A 17018-nucleotide genomic window follows, 5' to 3' on the forward strand; every position below is an offset into this window, starting at 1 on the left:
GGAGGAACACGCATGACCGGACAGCTGATCCTCGCGGCCACGCCGATCGGGAACCTCGGCGACGCCACCGACCGGCTGCGCGAGGTGCTCGCCACCGCGGACGTGGTGGCGGCGGAGGACACCCGCATGGCCCGGCAGCTGTGCCGGAAGCTCGGCGTGACGCTGGCCGGGCGGCTCATGGCGCACCACGAGCACAACGAGGCCGCCTCCGCCCAGGGGCTGCTGGCTCTGGTGCGGGACGGGGCCACCGTGGCCGTGGTGACCGACGCCGGCATGCCGACCGTCTCCGATCCGGGCCACCGGCTGGTGGCCGCCGCCGCGGCCGAGGGGCTGGCCGTGACCTGCGCGCCGGGGGCCAGTGCCGTGACGACGGCGCTGGCCCTGTCCGGGCTCCCGACGGACCGCTTCGCCTTCGACGGCTTCGTCCCGCGCAAGGCGGGGGAGCGGACTCGCGCCTTCGAGCAGATCCGCACCGAGCAGCGGACCGTGGTGTTCTTCGAGTCCCCGCAGCGGATCACGGCGGCGCTGGAGTCCCTCGTGGAGGTGCTCGGAGCGGACCGCCCCGCATGCGTGGCCCGCGAGCTGACGAAGCTGCACGAGCAGATCGTCCGCGGCACCGTCGGCGAGCTGCGGGACTGGGCCCGTGAGCGTCAGGCGGGCGAGGGCATCCGCGGTGAGATCGTCCTCGTCGTCGGCCCCGGTGGCGAGGCGGAGGCGACGATCCTGCAGGAGCTGGTGGCCGTCGTCGAGCAGAGGGTTGCCGACGGCGAGCGGATGAAGCAGGCCGCCGCCGAGGTGGCGGCCGCCCACGGCGTGCGCAAGAACGAGCTGTACGACGCGGTGCTGGCGGCCCGGAAAGGCTGATCCGGTCCCCGCGGCGTCGGGAGTGCCCGAGCGTCGGACAGCCGTGGGGCACAGGCCCTGTCGGTCAGTAGGATGCGCGGTAGAGGCCCCGGAGGGAGCGGGCGCCGGGAATGAGCCCGGCCCGGCCCACCGTTGGAGCTGACAGGCAAGCGGCCGCCGGGGCAGGCGAGCCGACGACCCCGTGTGAGAGAGGTGCACCATGACCGTGACCGCCGAACGTGAGAAGGCCCTGCTGGAGTCCGTCCCGAAGGGCCTGCTGATCGACGGAGAGTGGCGTGAGGCCTCCTCCGGCACGACCTTCGACGTGAAGGACCCGGCCACCGGCGAGGTCCTCGCCTCCCTGCAGGACGGCGGCTCGGACGACGCGATGGCCGCCTTCGACGCCGCCTGCGCCGCACAGAAGGACTGGGCCCGCACCCCGGCCAAGGAACGGGCAGACATCCTGCGCCGGGCCTACGACATGATCAACGAGCGCGCCGAGGACTTCGCGCTGCTGATGACCCTCGAGATGGGCAAGCCCCTGGCCGAGGCCCGCGGCGAGGTCACCTACGGCAACGGGTTCCTGCGCTGGTTCTCCGAGGAGGCCGGCCGCCACTACGGCCGCACCCTGACCGTGCCCGAGGGCACCCTGAAGATGCAGGTGAACCACAAGCCGGTTGGCCCCTGCCTGCTGATCACCCCCTGGAACTTCCCGCTGGCCATGGCCACCCGCAAGGTCGGCCCCGCCGTCGCCGCCGGCTGCACCATGGTGCTCAAGGCCGCCAAGCTCACCCCGCTGACCACCCAGCTGTTCGCGCAGGTCATGCAGGAGGCCGGCCTGCCCAAGGGCGTGCTCAACGTGGTCTCCGGCTCCTCCGCCTCCGCGATCTCCGGCCCCATCCTCGAGGACCCGCGCCTGCGCAAGGTCTCCTTCACCGGCTCCACCCCGGTGGGCGTGAAGCTGATGCAGGACGCCGCCAAGAACGTGCTGCGCACCTCCATGGAGCTCGGCGGCAACGCCCCGCTGATCGTGTTCGAGGACGCCGACCTCGACGCCGCGGTGGAGGGCGCCTTCGCCGCCAAGATGCGCAACATGGGCGAGGCCTGCACCGCCGCCAACCGCTTCCTCGTCCACGAGGACGTGGCCGAGGAGTTCACGAAGAAGTTCGTGGCCAGGCTCGAGGCCCTCAAGCCGCTGCGCGGCACCGACCCGGACTCCACCCTCGGCCCGATCGTGGACGAGGGCGCCCGCGATGACATCCACGCGCTCGTCACCGAGGCCGTGGACGCCGGCGGCGAGGTGCTCACCGGCGGCGACAAGGTCGAGGGCCCGGGCTACTTCTACCAGCCCACCGCACTCAAGGTGGACAAGGACAACCCGATCCTGAAGCAGGAGATCTTCGGCCCCGTGGCCCCGATCGTCACCTTCTCCACCGAGGAGGAGGCCATCGAGATGGCCAACGACACCGAGTACGGCCTGGCGTCCTACATCTTCTCCAAGGACTACACCCGCATGTACCGGGTCTCCGAGCAGATCGAGTTCGGCCTGGTGGGCTACAACGCCGGCGTGATCTCCAACCCGGCGGCCCCGTTCGGCGGCGTCAAGCAGTCCGGCCTCGGCCGTGAGGGCGGGGCCGAGGGCATCGAGGAGTACACCACCGTCCAGTACATCGGCATCGCCGACCCGTACGCGGGCAAGTGATGCGCTGACCGGCTGCGCTGTTGCGCTGACCCGCCGCACAGCAACCGAGGCCACGGCCCCCGGAGGAGACTCCGGGGGCCGTGGCCGTCCTAGAGTGGGCCGCATGCCCACTGAACTGAGCCCCGACCACGCCGAGCCGCCCTCGGTCCCCGAGGCCTACCTGCCCCGGCAGGCCGAAGCCCCGGCCGGCGACGGTCCCCGCCGCGACGAGAAGGACGAGAAGACGGGCCGGAAGCGCCGCCTCGAGTATCCACCCGCGCCGGAGCCGCTGCCGGTGCCCGTGGTGGACAACCACACCCACCTGGACTTCCGCGACGGCCTGGTGACCGTCACGCCGTCGCAGGCGATGGACGCGGCCGAGGCCGTGGGCGTCCGCGGCGCCGTGCAGGTGGGCTGCGATGTGGCCTCGGCCCGCTTCACCGTCGAGTCCATCGAGGCGGACCCGCGGCTGCTCGGCGCCGTGGCCATCCACCCGAACGACGCCGCACGGCACGCCGAGCGCGGGTCCCTGGACGAGGCGCTCGCCGAGATCGAACTCCTCGCGGCACATCCGCGGGTCCGCGCCGTGGGGGAGACCGGCCTGGACTACTTCCGCACACGCGATGAGGCCGGTCATGCCGTCCAACAGGAGTCTTTCCGCTGGCACATCCGGCTCGCCCGCACCCTGGGCAAGGCAGTGCAGATCCATGACCGCGACGCCCACGACGACGTCGTCCGCATCCTGCTGGAGGAGCAGGGCGCAGGGGGGCTCCCGGAGAAGGTCGTGTTCCACTGCTTCTCCGGTGGGGTCGACCTGGCACGCATCTGCAACGAACACGGCTGGCACATGTCCTTCGCCGGCCCGGTGACGTTCAAGGCCAACGACGCCCTGCGCGAAGCCCTCCTCGAGGCCCGCGAGGACCTGCTGCTTGTCGAGACCGACGCGCCCTTCCTGACGCCGCACCCGTACCGGGGGCGCCCCAACGCCCCCTACCTGGTGCCGTACACCCTGCGGCACATGGCGCAGGTGCGCGGGTCGGACGTGGACGACCTCGCCCGTGCGATCGACGCGAACACGACGGCGGTGTACGGAGAGTTCTGACGGGCCGGGGTCCGTCCGGCGCACCGGTCGAGGGCCCTGGGACGTTCCGCCCAGGGCCCTCGGTGCTTCCGTCACCGGCCGGGCATCAGTCCCTCTTCCGCTCCTTCTTCGCCTCGTCCATCGCCTCGACGACGGCACCGGCCGCCGCCGAGACCGCGGCGGGATCCGTGGGGGCCGGGCTGGTGGACGGCGCGTAGCGGGCCCACTGGACCGCGGACCGGACGGTGTCCATCTCCTCCTGGCGCTCCGGCACGAGGGCCACCCACGCGGCGGCCGCCTCGGCCTCGGCCTGGGAGGGGCCCTGCCGGACCTTCGAACGGGCTGCGGTGTCCCGCACCTCGGCCCAGGCGGCCAGCACGCGGGCACGCGCCTGGTCCTCGCCCTCCCACGGGCCCTCCAGACGACGCCGCCGACGGCGCCTGCGCCACCACGCAGGCCCGAAGACCGCCGCGGCGACCACGGCCATGAGCAGGAGGACGCCGAGCACGATGCCGACCACACGGAACACGTCGGCGGCCGAGACACCGGGCTTCTGCGGCTCGTCCCCGGCCTGCTCGGTGGACTCCGGCGACGCGGTCGGGCTCGCAGCCTCGGTGGGCGAGGGAGAGGCCGATGTGGAGGCCGAGGGCAAGATCTCGGTCGGGCTCGGCGAGGCCGGTTCGGAGGCAGACGGCGAGGCGGACTCGGACGGCAGGGCGCCGGCACCGGCACCGGCCTCCGGGTCGGTGTAGTCCGGGGCATCGGCCACGCCGGAGGTCGGCTCGAAGGCGATCCAGCCGACTCCGTCGAAGTAGACCTCCGGCCACGCGTGGGCCCGGTTCGAGGGGATGTCGGTGGGTTCACCGGCCTGACCGGTCTCCGGGGCGTAGCCGATGACGATGCGGGTCTGCAGCCCCTGCGACTCCGCCATCAGGGCGAAGGCCGAGGCGAAGTGCACGCAGTAGCCGGTGCGCTTCTGGAGGAACTGCTCCGTCATGGACAGCCCGGAGCCGTCGTAGTCGTCGTCGACGGGGGCCGTGGTGGAGTAGTCGAACTCGTCCGAACGCAGCCAGGCCTGCAGGGCGTTGGCCTTCTCCCAGTCGGAGGCGCCGCCGCCCATGACCTCCTCGGCCTGGCGGGCGAGCTCGGAGTCCTGGAGCTGGGCACGCTCGTCCGCGCTCATGCGGTCCCGGTCCGGCCCCTCCTGGTCTGTGCCTGCCGCCTGCTCAAGGTGGGTGGGCATGTCCTCGGGGGAGGCCGCGATCGCCGAGTCGATCAGCGTGAGGCCGCCGGACAGACGGGTCGGCGTCGGCCGCGCGATGACGGTGTCTTGCAGCAGCGGCACCCAGTCGTCCTCGGCCGCCGGAACACGCTGGGCGCCGTTCGGCACGGGGATCCAGTCGGGGGAGAACCGGTCCAACGTCACGGTCACCTGTTCCGTGGTCTGCGGCAGCCCGGGCTGCGGGAAGGCGATCTCCTGGCGGGCGAAGGGGGCGTTGTCATCCGGACGGCGCAGGTGCCACGTGTCCGCCATGATGTCCTCCACCACGCCGGTGCGCAGGTACCGGCCGGTCCCGTCCTCGGTGGTGAGGGAGATGCCCGTGGGGCCGGGGGTGCGGCGCAGGTCCTCGCCGAGGTTCACCTCGGTGTTCAGCTGGGGGCCGGAGCTCTGGCCGGACGTCCACCGCTGGCCCTCCGGAAGCAGGCCGGAGGTCAGCTGCGGCAGGGTCGCCGCGGCGACCAGCAGGGCCAGAAGGGCCGCCGCGGCGGTGCCCGCCGAGCCCAGGGCGCTGCGGACGCGCCGGGTCGGGTGCGCCAGCCACATCAGCCCCATCCAGGCGGCGGCGGCCAGCAGCATCGCCGGCAGCGGAGTCACTCCCGCGGTCACCACCGCGCCGATGACGACCAGGGTCAGCGCCGGTGCGCCGGCGAGGGTGGGCTGGTCCAGGGAGCGGGCGAGCAGCAGTGTCAGCGCGAGCGCGAGCAGCAGCACCGCGCAGGTGCTGGCGACTGCGCCTGCGGATGCGGTGATGGGCGGGGTCTCCTGCGCGATCGTCCGGCCCAGGAGGGAGATCTCCTCCTGCAGGGCTCCGAACGTCTGTCCGGTCGGGAGGGCGCCGAGCAGCAGGGTCTCGGACCAGCCGATGCGCAGCCAGAAGACTGCGGCGACCACGGCACCGGCCAGCACGCCCAGCAGCCCTGCGGTGTCGCCGGAGGCGTCACGGTGTTCGAACCAGGCGGTCACCGGCGTCCAGGCGACGGCAAAGGCGATGCACGGCAGGAACGCGGCCCAGAACCAGGGTCCGGCGAAGAGGGCGTCCGCGGCCTGCGCCGCGGCACCGATCAGGACCAGGGACAGCAGTGCGACCGCGGCGCAGCCGAGCAGGGCACGGGGGAACGTCGGGGGCGCGTCGGCGGCCGACGCGTCGTCCTGGACCGGGGCGGAGACGGTGGGTGCGGCGGACATCATCGGTCTCCTCCCGTGCTCGTCAGGACGTTCCAGCCGGCAGAGCGCCAGCGGTCTGCCTCGGCGGCCGCGGCCTCGGTCACCAGCACCACGGCTCCGCGCTGCGCAGGCGCCGCAGGAGGATGCGGCGTCGAGGCGCCGACGACGGCCACGAGCATCACGGCCGCACCGTCGATGGCGTCGCGGCGCAGTGACCAGGGCGCCCCTTCACGGTCCGCACCGTACATGTCGGTCCAGGCCGAGGCGGGGTCGAAGCGGTCGCCGGTGTGGTCCACCACGTCCACGTCCAGGTCCGTCTGGGACCGCAGGGAGTTCTCGACGGCGGCGGCGGTGGCCACGACGGCCTCCAGGGCATCGTCCGTGCTCACCTCGTGGCCGGACGGGGACACGTGCCTCTGCGGCTCACCCGAGCCGAGGGTGCGGTCCACGAGCAGCTGGACCGGCGCCCGGTCCTCGGGCTCCTCGGCGCGCACCATGAGCTGGCCGGCGCGTGCGGTGGCGCCCCAGTGCACGCGGTGCAGGGCGTCGCCGGCCGTGTGCTCGCGCAGCCCGACGTCGTCCGGGCGCTGGGTGCGTCGATACCCGATGGCGCGCGCCACCTGGGCCATCAGCACCCGGTCCAGGTTCGCCGGGAGAGGCCTGCGGCGCGGGCCCACTGGCAGCTCGGCCTCCTGGGGGACGGCGATCCGCTGACGTGCGCTCCACAGGCCGAACGGTCCGGTGACGCGGCAGCGGACGGCGTCCAGCTCGTAGCGACCTCGCCAGTGGGGGAACAGGGAGAGCGCCGAGCCGCGCAACGGGGTCCACCCGCCGGCCCGGGCGGAGCGCCACAGACGGCGGAGGCGTCGAGACCGAGGCGAGGGGCCGTCGTCGGGACGCAGGGACTCGGGGAGGTACACCTCGAGGCCGGCGCCGCCGGACAGGGAGTCAGCGCGCGTGTGCACGGTGAGGTCCAGGGGCTCGAGCCGTTCGTGCAGTCCGTGCAGGCTGTCCGTGCGCGGAGCGGCCAGACCGATCCAGGACCGCTCCCAGGCGCGACGGGTGAGGACGAGCTCGACGAGTGTCAGGACCAGGGCGGCCAGCACGAGGATCAGCAGGAACAGGCCCACCGCGATCGCCTCACGTCGGCCCAGTACCGGGCCGAGCGCCAGGAGCACGACGCCGAGGATCATGAGCCCCACGGCGTCGGCACGGGGACGGAACCGGGGCAGCCGGGTCAGCGGCGCGCTCATCGGGCGGCTCGAGCCTCGGCGCGGGAGGCGAAGGGGGCCTGGACCTGGGAGAGGACCTCGTCCACGATGCGGCGCGCCTGCGGCGAGGTGGTGTCATGGCGGACGGGTCCGTCCAGCAGCAGGCGGTGGGCCAGGACCACATGGGCCACGGCGCGCACGTCGTCCGGGACCACGTAGTCGCGGCCGCTCAGTGCGGCTTCGGCGCGGGCGGCCGACATCCACTGCACCAGCGCGCGCGGGCTCGCGCCCACGCGCACGTCGGCGTGCCGGCGGGTGGCCTGGCCGAGCGCCACGAGGTAGCGGCGCACCGGCTCGCCGACGGCGACCAGGGAGGTGGCGGCGATCAGGCTGCGGGCGGTGTCCACATCCATGACGGGCTCGACGTCGTCCTGGACGGCCGCGTCGGGGCGGTCCGGGTCGTGGGTGTGGTGGGCCAGCATCAGCACCTCGGCGTCCGTGTCCGGGTAGCCCATGGAGATGCGGGCCATGAAGCGGTCCCGCTGGGCCTCCGGCAGCGGGTACGTGCCCTGGGAGTCGGAGGGGTTCTGGGTGGCGACCACCATGAACGGGTCCGGCAGGCGGTGCGTGGTGCCGTCCACGGACACCCGGTGCTCCTCCATGGCCTCCAGGAGGGCTGCCTGCGTCTTGGCCGAGGCACGGTTGATCTCGTCCGCGATCACAAGGTGGGCGAACACCGGGCCGGGGCGGAACTGGAAGTCGTGGCGCTCCTGGTGGAACACGGAGACGCCCGTGATGTCCGCCGGCAGCAGGTCCGGGGTGAACTGGATGCGGTTCACATCGCCGCCGACGGCTCCGGCCAGCGTCCGGGCGAGCAGGGTCTTGCCGACGCCGGGGACGTCCTCCACCAGCAGGTGGCCGCCGGCCAGCTGTACCAGGACCGCGGTCCGGACGGCCTCGGGCTTGCCTTCGACCACCTCCTGGATCCTCGCGATGAGGGCGTCGGTGAGCTCGGTGAAGGCGGGAGTGCCAGGGCGCATGGACGTGAACTCCTGTCAGGCGGGGCCGGGGAGGTGACCGCCCGCGGGATGCGCACGGCCTCTGTTCCGGCCAGCCTACGCCCCGTGATGTGGAACAGTTCGGACGGTGCGGTTCGTCACCGATCCTTGATCTACCGTGACCAAGTCGTTATCGTCGATCCCGTTCATCTCGTGATAGGTCCCTACGTCGGCGTGATCTGCCGCAGCTGCACGGCTGAGATGCCGTGGCCAGCGTGTGACTGTCCGAGTCCCCTTGAGGAGAGAAGGCTTCATGCTGTCTGCCCCGAATCTGCGTTCGACCCGTCCCGGCCGTCTGGCCGCCGTCGCTGCGATCGCCGCCCTCGGTCTGACCGGATGCGCCGGTCAGGACGATGCCGCCCAGGCGAAGCAGGAGGACGTGACCCTGGAGCGCGTGGCTCAGGTGGAGAAGGACGAGGCGGACAAGGGCGGGGACGTCGAGCGTCAGGCCGAGGAGTCTGAGAAGGCCCGGAAGGCTGAGAAGAAGGCTGCCGAGAAGTCGGAGAAGGCCGAGGCGGCCGAGAAGAAGGCCGCCGCCGAGCAGAAGGCTGAGACGGCCGAGAAGAAGGCAGCCAAGCGCCGCGCTGCTGCCGAGAAGGCTGAGCAGGCCGAGAAGAAGAAGGCCGTCGAGCGCGAGGCCGAGAAGAAGAAGGCCGCCGAGCAGAAGGCTGAGAAGAAGGCCGCCGAGCAGAGGGCTGCGCAGCAGAAGGCCTGGGCGGAGAAGGTTGCCGAGCGTGAGGCCATGGAGAAGGCCTGGGCCGAGAAGGCAGCCGAGCGCCGCGCCGCCGAGCAGAAGGCCGCCGAGCACCAGGCCGCGCAGCAGAAGGCCGCGGAGGAGGCCTGGGCGAAGAAGGTTGCCGAGCGTGAGGCCGCGGAGAAGGCGTGGGCCGAGAAGGTTGCCCAGCAGCGCGCCGCTGAGGAGAAGGCCGCGCAGCAGAAGGCCGCCGAGAAGGCCGCGCAGCAGAAGGCCGCCGAGGAGGCCAAGGCGAAGCAGGCCGCCGAGCAGAAGGCTGCAGAGCAGAAGGCTGCAGAGCAGGCCGCCCAGCAGAGCGTCGCCACCGAGCGCGTCGCCGTCGAGCGCACCGCCTCCACCACGTCTGACGACTCCGTGTGGGACCGCCTGGCGCAGTGCGAGTCCGGTGGCAACTGGTCCATCAACACCGGCAACGGCTTCTACGGGGGCATCCAGTTCAAGCAGGACGTGTGGGTCGCCAACGGCGGCACCCAGTACGCCCCGATGCCGCACATGGCCACCCGTGAGCAGCAGATCATCATGGGCAAGAAGATCCAGGCCATGGCAGGCTGGGGCGCCTGGCCCAGCTGCGCGGCCCAGCTGGGTCTGTCCTGACCCGACCTGCGCATGATGCCGCGGCCCGGTCCCTCCACAGGGGCCGGGCCGCGGCGCGTCTGCGGTCGATAGACTCGTGACCATGCCCGACCACGCCGACGACACCTCCGCCGCGCCCGGCGTCGCCCCGCTGCTCAGCGCCGCGGACATCCGGCGCATCGCCACGGAGCTGGACCTGCGCCCCACCAAGTCCTGGGGGCAGAACTTCGTGATCGACCCGAACACCATCCGCCGCATCGTCGCCGCCGCCGAGCTCGCCGAAGACGAGCACGTCCTCGAGGTCGGCCCGGGTCTGGGATCGCTCACCCTCGGCCTCATGGACGCCGCGGCCGCCGTGACCGCCGTGGAGATCGACCCGACGACGGCCGCCCGCCTCCCCGCGACCGCCTCCGCGATGCGTGCGGGCGCCTCCGCACGCCTCGCCGTCCTCCACGGCGATGCGATGACGGTGACGCCCGAAGAGGTCGACGCGGTCCGACCGGCTGCGGCGCAGAGCGGCCCGACCGCGCTCGTGGCGAACCTGCCGTACAACGTGGCCGTGCCCGTGCTCCTGCATGTGCTCGAGCACTTCCCGGACATCCGCCACGGGCTCGTCATGGTGCAGGAGGAGGTGGCCGACCGGCTCGCCGCCGGACCCGGCTCGAAGGTCTACGGGGTGCCGTCGGCCAAGGCCGCCTGGTACGGCCCCGTGCGCAAGGTCGGCACCATCGGCACCCAGGTGTTCTGGCCGGCGCCCCGCATCCACTCCGGGCTCGTCGCCTTCGAGCGTGCCGAGCAGCCGCCGGTGGCAGGCGTCGAGCGTGAGGACGTGTTCGCAGCGGTGGACGCGGCCTTCGCCCAGCGCCGCAAGACCCTGCGCGCCGCCCTGTCCGGCTGGGCGGGCGGCGCTTCCGCCGCGGAGGACGCGCTGCGCACCGCCGGCGTCGAGCCCCAGACCCGCGGTGAGACCCTCGGCATCGCGGACTTCGCCCGCATCGCCGTGGCCCGTGGTGCCCGGGTGACTGAGGAGACCGCATGAACACGCACGCGCGCCATGATGTCCACAGCGACGTCGCCCGCCGCCACGTCACCGCCACCGCGCCGGGCAAGGTCAACGTCTCCCTCCGGGTCGGACCGCTGCGCCCGGACGGCTACCACGACGTCGCCAGCGTGTACCTGGCCGTGTCCCTGACGGAGACCGTCACCGCGGTGGCCAGGGACGACGGCCGCATCACCGTGGGTCCCTGCCCTCGCCACGTGAGCCTCGTGGACGCCCACGAAGTCCCGTGGGACGAGTCCAACCTCGCCCACCGTGCCGCCGTGCTGCTGCGCGAACGCATGGGGCTGGACCCCGAGACCCACGGCGTGGACCTCCAGGTGGCCAAGCAGGTCCCCGTCGCCGGCGGCATGGGCGGGGGGTCGGCCGACGCCGCGGCGGCACTCGTGGCCTGCTCCGCCCTCTGGGACACCGGATTGACCCGCTCGGGACTCGCCGAGCTCGCCGCGGAGCTCGGAGCGGACGTCCCCTTCTCCGTGGTCGGAGGAGCCGCGGTCGGTCTGGGCACCGGCACCGACCTGACCCCCGTGGCAGCCCGGAATCCCGTGCATCTCGTGGTGGTCCCGGCGGACGGCGGACTCTCGACGTCGGTGGTGTTCGAGGCACTCGACCGCCTTCGGGCCGACGGCACCCTGGACTCTCCTGGGGGCGTAGAGGTGAACCAGGACGTGGTCCGCGCCCTGGCCCTCGCCGACCCGCTGGCGCTTGCCCTGGCCATGGACAACGACCTGCAGACGCCGGCCGTCTCCCTGTTCCCGGAGCTGTCCGACGTCCTCGACCTCGGCCTGGACGAGGGGGCGCTGCGCGGCATGGTCTCCGGCTCCGGTCCCACGCTGCTGTTCGTGGCCCGGGACGAGCAGGAGGCCGAACGCCTGGCGACCGCGGTGAAGGAACGGACCGGCATCGAGGCGATCCCGGTCCACGGCCCCGTCCACGGTGCCGGCCTGCTCTGACCGGCGCGCCACACGGGTCGGCTCCGGCCCCTCTGACGACTCCCCGACCCCACCCGGCGTCCGGCACGGACGCGGAAGGACTGACACCACCGCTCATGGCACATCTGCTCGGCGCTGAGAACATCGGCATCTCCTTCGGCACCCGCACCGTCCTCGAGGGTCTCTCCCTCGGCGTGGACGAGGGCGACCGCATCGGACTGGTCGGCCGCAACGGAGACGGCAAGTCCACCCTCATGCGGATCATGGCCGGCCTGCAGACCCCGGACACCGGCCGCGTCACCCGGCGCGGCGGCGTGCGTGTGGGCGTGCTGGACCAGCGTGACGACCTCGACCCCGCCCACACCGTCAAGCAGGCCGTCGTCGGGGAGGTGGACGACCACGTCTGGGCCTCGGACGCCAAGGTCCGCGACGTCTTCGACGGTCTCCTGTCCGGCCTGGACCTCGAGCGGACGGTGGAGGGGCTCTCCGGCGGACAGCGGCGCCGCGTGGCCCTGGCCGCACTGCTCGCGGACGACCATGACGTCCTCTTCCTGGACGAGCCCACCAACCACCTGGACGTGGAGGGCGTCGCGTGGCTCGCCCAGCATCTGAAGGGCCGCTGGCGCCCCACCGACGGCGCCCTCGTGGTGGTGACCCACGACCGTTGGTTCCTGGACACCGTCTGCACCCGCACCTGGGAGGTCCACGACGCCACGGTGGACCCGTTCGACGGCGGCTACGCGGCGTGGATCCTCGCCCGTGCCGAGCGTGCCCGCCAGGCGGCCGTGGCCGAGCAGAAGCGGCAGCAGCTGATGAAGAAGGAGCTCGCCTGGCTCCGCCGCGGTGCCCCGGCCCGCACCTCGAAGCCGAAGTTCCGCATCGAGGCGGCCAACGCGATCATCGCGGACGTCCCCGAACCCCGGGACTCGGTGTCCTTGGCCAGGATGGCCACCGCCCGACTCGGCAAGGACGTCCTGGACCTCGAGGACGTCTGCCTGGCCCTCGGCGCCAAGACCGTCCTGGACCACGTCACCCTGCGCCTGGCCCCGGGCGAACGCCTCGGCATCGTGGGCGTCAACGGCGCCGGAAAGTCGACCCTGCTCAAGCTGCTGGACGGCCGTGTCCAGCCTGACGCCGGCCGCGTCAAGCGGGGCAAGACCGTGGTCACGGCGACGCTCACCCAGGACGTGCACGAGCTGGACGAGGTCGCGCACCTGCGCGTGGTCGAAGTGATGGCCCGTGAGGGCTCGAGCTTCCGGGTGGGAGAGAAGGAGATGTCCTCGGGCCAGCTTCTCGAGCAGCTCGGCTTCGGCACGGACCGTCAGTGGACGCCGGTCGCCGAGCTCTCCGGCGGCGAGCGGCGGCGGCTGCAGCTGCTCCGCCTCCTGGTGGGAGAGCCCAACGTCCTGCTCCTCGACGAGCCGACCAACGACCTGGACACGGACACCCTCGCCGCCGTCGAGGACCTGCTGGACGGTTGGCCGGGCACGCTGATCGTGGTCTCCCACGACCGCTATCTGCTCGAGCGCGTGACGGACCACCAGGTCGCCCTGCTCGGCGACGGCAAGGTGAGGGGCCTGCCCGGGGGAGTGGAACAGTACCTCGAGCTGCGCTCGGCGATGCCGGCGTCCGGCTCCGTCGTCGAGGCCAGTGCGCGGGCCGACGGGCCGGTGCCGGCAGCCGCAGGAGCCGGATCGGCCGACGGGGCGGCTCCGGCGGGACCGACAGCCGCCGAACGCAGGCAGGCGCGCAAGGACATGGCCCGCCTGGAGCGGCAGCAGGAGAAGCTGAGGGAGCGCGCCGCCGGCCTGGAGGCACGGCTGGCCGAGCTCAGCGACGCGCAGCGCTTCGGCGAGCTCGGACCGGTCGACGCCGAGCTCCAGCAGGTGAACGCCGAGCTCGAGGCGGCGGAGGAACAGTGGCTCCTCGCTGCCGAGCTGGCGGAGTGATCCTGTTCATGTCAGCGTTCTCACATGCGTATGTGATGGGCTCCTCGGTGCCGAACGTCTAGCCTGGACCGCCTGGGTCTGCTTACAATTCACGGCATAGGAAATGCTCAGGATCCTGGTTGCAGGAGCCTGACCGTCGGGCCGCCCTTCGTCGACTCCGACGTCCGCGGACCGCAAGCAAGAGGGAGAACGTGGCAACCACCTTGGAGACATCGGCAGCGCATGCCCGGCCTGCACGGCCGCCCCGGCCCCAGGGAGAACGACTGCTCGGTGCCTCCTGGCATCAAGGGATCCCGCGACTGCTCGTCCTGGTGGACAGCGTGCTCATCCTGCTCAGCATGCTCATGGCAGAGTTCCTCCGATTCGGGGGGCTCGGCGCCCGCATCGTCGGAACGGCCGTGCTGAACTACACCGCGCTCACCGTGATCCTGACTGCGGGGTGGGTGGCCACCCTCGCTGTCGTCGGCTCGCGTGACATCAAGGTCTTCGGTGTGGGCGCGGAGGAGTACAAGCGGGTCCTCAAGGGGACTCTCTACTTCTTCGGCGCCGTCGCCATCGTCTCCTATGTGACCCGTACGGATACCGCCCGCGGCTACGTGGCCGTCGCCCTGCCGGTCGGCCTGCTTGCCGTGCTGCTGGGCCGCTTCGCTGTCCGCACCTGGGTCGCGCGCCAGCGCGCGAAGGGCCGCTACCGCCGCCGCATGCTCCTGGTCGGCGGTCCAGGCGGCGTCGCACACGTCCATGGTGTCCTTGTCTCAGAGGCTGGGTCGGGCTATGAGCCAGTCGCGGCGGTCATGCCCGGATACCGGCCCCGGGGTGAGGGGTTCCTGCCGATCCCGAGCCGTACGGATCTGAGCACCATTGGTGAGATCGTGGACTTCGCCGTGGACAATCAGGTCGAGGCCATCACCCTCACCTCAGGTGATCCGTTCCCGCCGCACGACGTGCGCCGCCTCGGGTGGGAGCTGCAGGAGCGCGGCATCTCGCTGATCATGGCGCCGGCCCTCGTGGACGTGGCCGGTCCCCGGATTCACATGCAGCCGTTGGCCGGCATGCCGCTCATCCACGTCAGCACGCCTCGCCTGTCCAGGGGTAAGGCGGCCACCAAGCGCGCGTTCGATGTCCTTGCAGCCGGCGTCGGGATCGTCCTGATCTCCCCACTGCTGCTCGGCGTCGCCCTCGCGGTGCGCCTGGACAGCCCCGGCCCCATCCTGTTCCGTCAGGAGCGCGTCGGCCTCCACGGCAGACGGTTCACCATGCTGAAGTTCCGTTCCATGGTCCCGGACGCGGAGAGAATCAAGTCCGCCCTGTCCTCGGACTCGGGCGATGCGAACGTCCTGTTCAAGATGAAGGACGACCCGCGCATCACCAGGGTCGGCCGCTTCATCCGGCGCACGAGCATCGACGAGCTTCCCCAGCTCATCAACGTCCTGCGTGGGGACATGTCCCTGGTGGGCCCACGCCCGCACCTTCCCCACGAGGTCGAGCAGTACGAGGACTACGTCCACCGCAGGTTCCAGGTGCAGCCGGGCATCACCGGCCTCTGGCAGGTCTCAGGTCGCTCCGACCTCTCCTGGGAGGATGCCGTTCGCCTCGATCTCTACTACGTGGAGAACTGGTCCCTCCTCGGGGACATCGTCATCCTCGGCCGCACGGTCCGCGCTGTCACCGCCGCGGACGGCGCCTATTGACCGCGGCCGCCATCGCGCTTCGGCCGGGGCGCCCGTGGGCGGAAGTCCGCCGTGTGGAAGAATGACGACGCGTCGCCGCGCCTGCCGGTGCGGCCGACGGTCCGCCCTGGTGTAATGGCAGCACGCCGGCCTTTGGAGCCGTGCAGTCTAGGTTCGAATCCTAGGGGCGGAACACCGGGCCGCCTCCGTCAGGCGACCGGCCCTCGACCGCCATCCCAGGAGAAGCGCAGGAATGTCCGAGACCACCGCACCCCGACCGTCCGCCGTGATCGTGCTGGCCGCAGGCCAGGGCACCCGCATGAAGTCCGCCACCCCCAAGGTGATGCACACCATCGGCGGCCGCTCCCTCGTGGGCCATGCCCTCCACGCCGCCGCGTCGCTGGACCCGGAGCACCTCGTCGCCGTCGTGCGCCACGAGCGGGAGAAGGTCGCCGCGCACATCGAGGAGCAGCTGCCGGGCATCGCCATCGCGGACCAGGACGAGATCCCCGGCACCGGCCGCGCCGTGGAGCTCGGCCTCGAGGCCGTGCCGGCCGAGACCGAGGGCACGGTGGTGGTCACCTACGGCGACGTCCCGCTGCTCACCCCGGAGACCCTCGCGAACCTCGTCTCCACGCACGAGGCGGACGGCAACGCCGTCACCGTGCTGACCGCCACGCTGGAGGACCCCACCGGCTACGGCCGCATCGTCCGCGACGCCGCGGGTCTCGTCGAGCGGATCATGGAGCACAAGGACGCCGTCGCCCACGCCGAGTCCACGGGCGACTCCTCGTTCGTGGAGATCACCGAGGTCAACTCGGGCATCTACGCCTTCGACGCCGCCCTGCTGCGCCGCACCCTGCCGACGCTGTCCACGGACAACGTCCAGGGCGAGAAGTACCTGACGGACGTGCTGGGCCTGGCCCGTGCCGAGGGCGGTCGCGTGGCCTCCGTCGGCACCGACGACGTCTGGGAGGTCGAGGGCGCGAACGACCGCCGCCAGCTCTCCGACCTCGGCCGTCAGCTCAACGACCGCGTGCTGCGCCACTGGATGAAGGAGGGCGTCACCGTGATCGACCCCTCCTCCACCTGGGTGGACGTCACGGTGCAGCTGTCCAACGACGTGGTCCTCAAGCCGGGCACCCAGCTGCACGGCACCACCACCGTGGGCACCGACGCCGTGATCGGCCCGGACACGACCCTCACGGACACTGAGGTCGGCGCGGGCGCCACCGTGAAGCGGACGGATGCCACGGGTGCCGTCATCGGCGCGAACGCCACCGTGGGCCCCTTCACCTACCTCCGCCCGGGCACCGTCCTGGGCGAGGACGGGAAGATCGGTGCGTTCTATGAGACGAAGAACGTGACGGTGGGCCGCGGTGCGAAGCTGTCCCACCTCGGCTATGCCGGGGACGCGGAGATCGGCGAGTACACCAACATCGGCTGCGGCAACATCACGGCCAACTACGACGGCGTGAACAAGCACCGCACCACCATCGGCGCTCACGTGCGCACCGGCTCCAACACCGTCTTCACCGCCCCGGTGACGGTCGGGGACGGCGCCTACACCGGTGCCGGCGCCGTCGTCCGCGAGGACGTCCCTGCCGGCGCGCTCGCACTGAACAGGGTGGAGCAGCGCACCATCGACGGCTGGGTGGTGGCCAAGCGCCCGGGCACCGGTTCGGCGGACGCCGCCGAGGCGGCCGGCGCGGACCGCGACTGAGGCACGCGACAGACCAGGACATAGGATGGCTCCGGGCCGC

12 protein-coding genes and 1 tRNA gene are annotated in these 17018 nt (G+C 72.1%); 10 read left to right on the top strand and 3 right to left on the bottom strand.

Going from position 1 to position 17018, the window contains the following annotated elements; all coding sequences use genetic code 11:
- Positions 1–12 precede the first annotated feature (12 nt).
- The 3 genes from rsmI (at position 13) to FM125_RS10475 (ending at position 3626) form a co-directional block, all read left to right on the top strand.
- Complete coding sequence (gene rsmI / locus FM125_RS10465; RefSeq protein ID WP_087134554.1) at positions 13–864, top strand: 16S rRNA (cytidine(1402)-2'-O)-methyltransferase; 852 nt, start codon at positions 13–15, stop codon at positions 862–864.
- A gap of 199 nt (positions 865–1063) precedes the next feature.
- Entirely contained in the window at positions 1064–2545 is a 1482-nt protein-coding gene (locus FM125_RS10470) for an NAD-dependent succinate-semialdehyde dehydrogenase (protein WP_087134555.1), read from the top strand.
- A 103-nt stretch (positions 2546–2648) separates the two neighbouring features.
- Entirely contained in the window at positions 2649–3626 is a 978-nt protein-coding gene (locus FM125_RS10475; protein ID WP_087134624.1) for a TatD family hydrolase, read from the top strand.
- A gap of 85 nt (positions 3627–3711) precedes the next feature.
- Here the strand turns inward: FM125_RS10475 and FM125_RS10480 are convergent, their stop codons facing one another.
- The 3 genes from FM125_RS10480 to FM125_RS10490 are packed head-to-tail and all read right to left on the bottom strand — an operon-like array spanning position 3712 to position 8302.
- A complete protein-coding gene (locus FM125_RS10480; protein ID WP_070638795.1) occupies positions 3712–6072 on the bottom strand; it encodes a transglutaminase TgpA family protein in 2361 nt (786 codons plus the stop codon).
- Entirely contained in the window at positions 6072–7304 is a 1233-nt protein-coding gene (locus tag FM125_RS10485) for a DUF58 domain-containing protein (protein WP_070638797.1), read from the bottom strand. The genes FM125_RS10480 and FM125_RS10485 overlap by 1 nt, the downstream gene beginning before the upstream one ends.
- Positions 7301–8302: an AAA family ATPase gene (locus FM125_RS10490; RefSeq protein WP_087134557.1), complete on the bottom strand. Its 1002-nt coding sequence runs from the start codon at positions 8300–8302 to the stop codon at positions 7301–7303. The genes FM125_RS10485 and FM125_RS10490 overlap by 4 nt, the downstream gene beginning before the upstream one ends.
- A 271-nt stretch (positions 8303–8573) precedes the next feature.
- Between FM125_RS10490 and FM125_RS12350 the strand changes: the two genes are divergently transcribed.
- From FM125_RS12350 to glmU, 7 genes are all read left to right on the top strand, one after another.
- Positions 8574–9668: a transglycosylase family protein gene (locus tag FM125_RS12350; RefSeq protein WP_087134558.1), complete on the top strand. Its 1095-nt coding sequence runs from the start codon at positions 8574–8576 to the stop codon at positions 9666–9668.
- A gap of 82 nt (positions 9669–9750) precedes the next feature.
- The gene (gene rsmA / locus FM125_RS10500; protein ID WP_087134625.1) at positions 9751–10686 is read left to right on the top strand and encodes a 16S rRNA (adenine(1518)-N(6)/adenine(1519)-N(6))-dimethyltransferase RsmA; all 936 of its coding nucleotides are present in this window, start codon (positions 9751–9753) and stop codon (positions 10684–10686) included.
- The gene (locus tag FM125_RS10505) at positions 10683–11657 is read left to right on the top strand and encodes a 4-(cytidine 5'-diphospho)-2-C-methyl-D-erythritol kinase (RefSeq protein ID WP_087134559.1); all 975 of its coding nucleotides are present in this window, start codon (positions 10683–10685) and stop codon (positions 11655–11657) included. The genes rsmA and FM125_RS10505 overlap by 4 nt, the downstream gene beginning before the upstream one ends.
- 95 nt (positions 11658–11752) lie before the next feature.
- Positions 11753–13585, top strand: coding sequence for an ABC-F family ATP-binding cassette domain-containing protein (locus FM125_RS10510; RefSeq protein WP_087134560.1), 1833 nt, complete (start codon positions 11753–11755; stop codon positions 13583–13585).
- A gap of 320 nt (positions 13586–13905) precedes the next feature.
- The gene (locus FM125_RS10515; protein ID WP_342743433.1) at positions 13906–15276 is read left to right on the top strand and encodes a sugar transferase; all 1371 of its coding nucleotides are present in this window, start codon (positions 13906–13908) and stop codon (positions 15274–15276) included.
- Positions 15277–15376: 100 nt separating this feature from the next.
- Positions 15377–15448, top strand: a tRNA-Gln gene (locus FM125_RS10520).
- Between the two features lie 60 nt (positions 15449–15508).
- Positions 15509–16978, top strand: a complete 1470-nt coding sequence (glmU, locus tag FM125_RS10525; RefSeq protein ID WP_087134561.1) for a bifunctional UDP-N-acetylglucosamine diphosphorylase/glucosamine-1-phosphate N-acetyltransferase GlmU — start codon at positions 15509–15511, stop codon at positions 16976–16978.
- The last annotated feature ends 40 nt before the right edge of the window (positions 16979–17018 follow it).

The sequence above is a fragment of the Micrococcus lylae genome (genome assembly GCF_900163825.1).
GTDB lineage: Bacteria > Actinomycetota > Actinomycetes > Actinomycetales > Micrococcaceae > Micrococcus > Micrococcus lylae.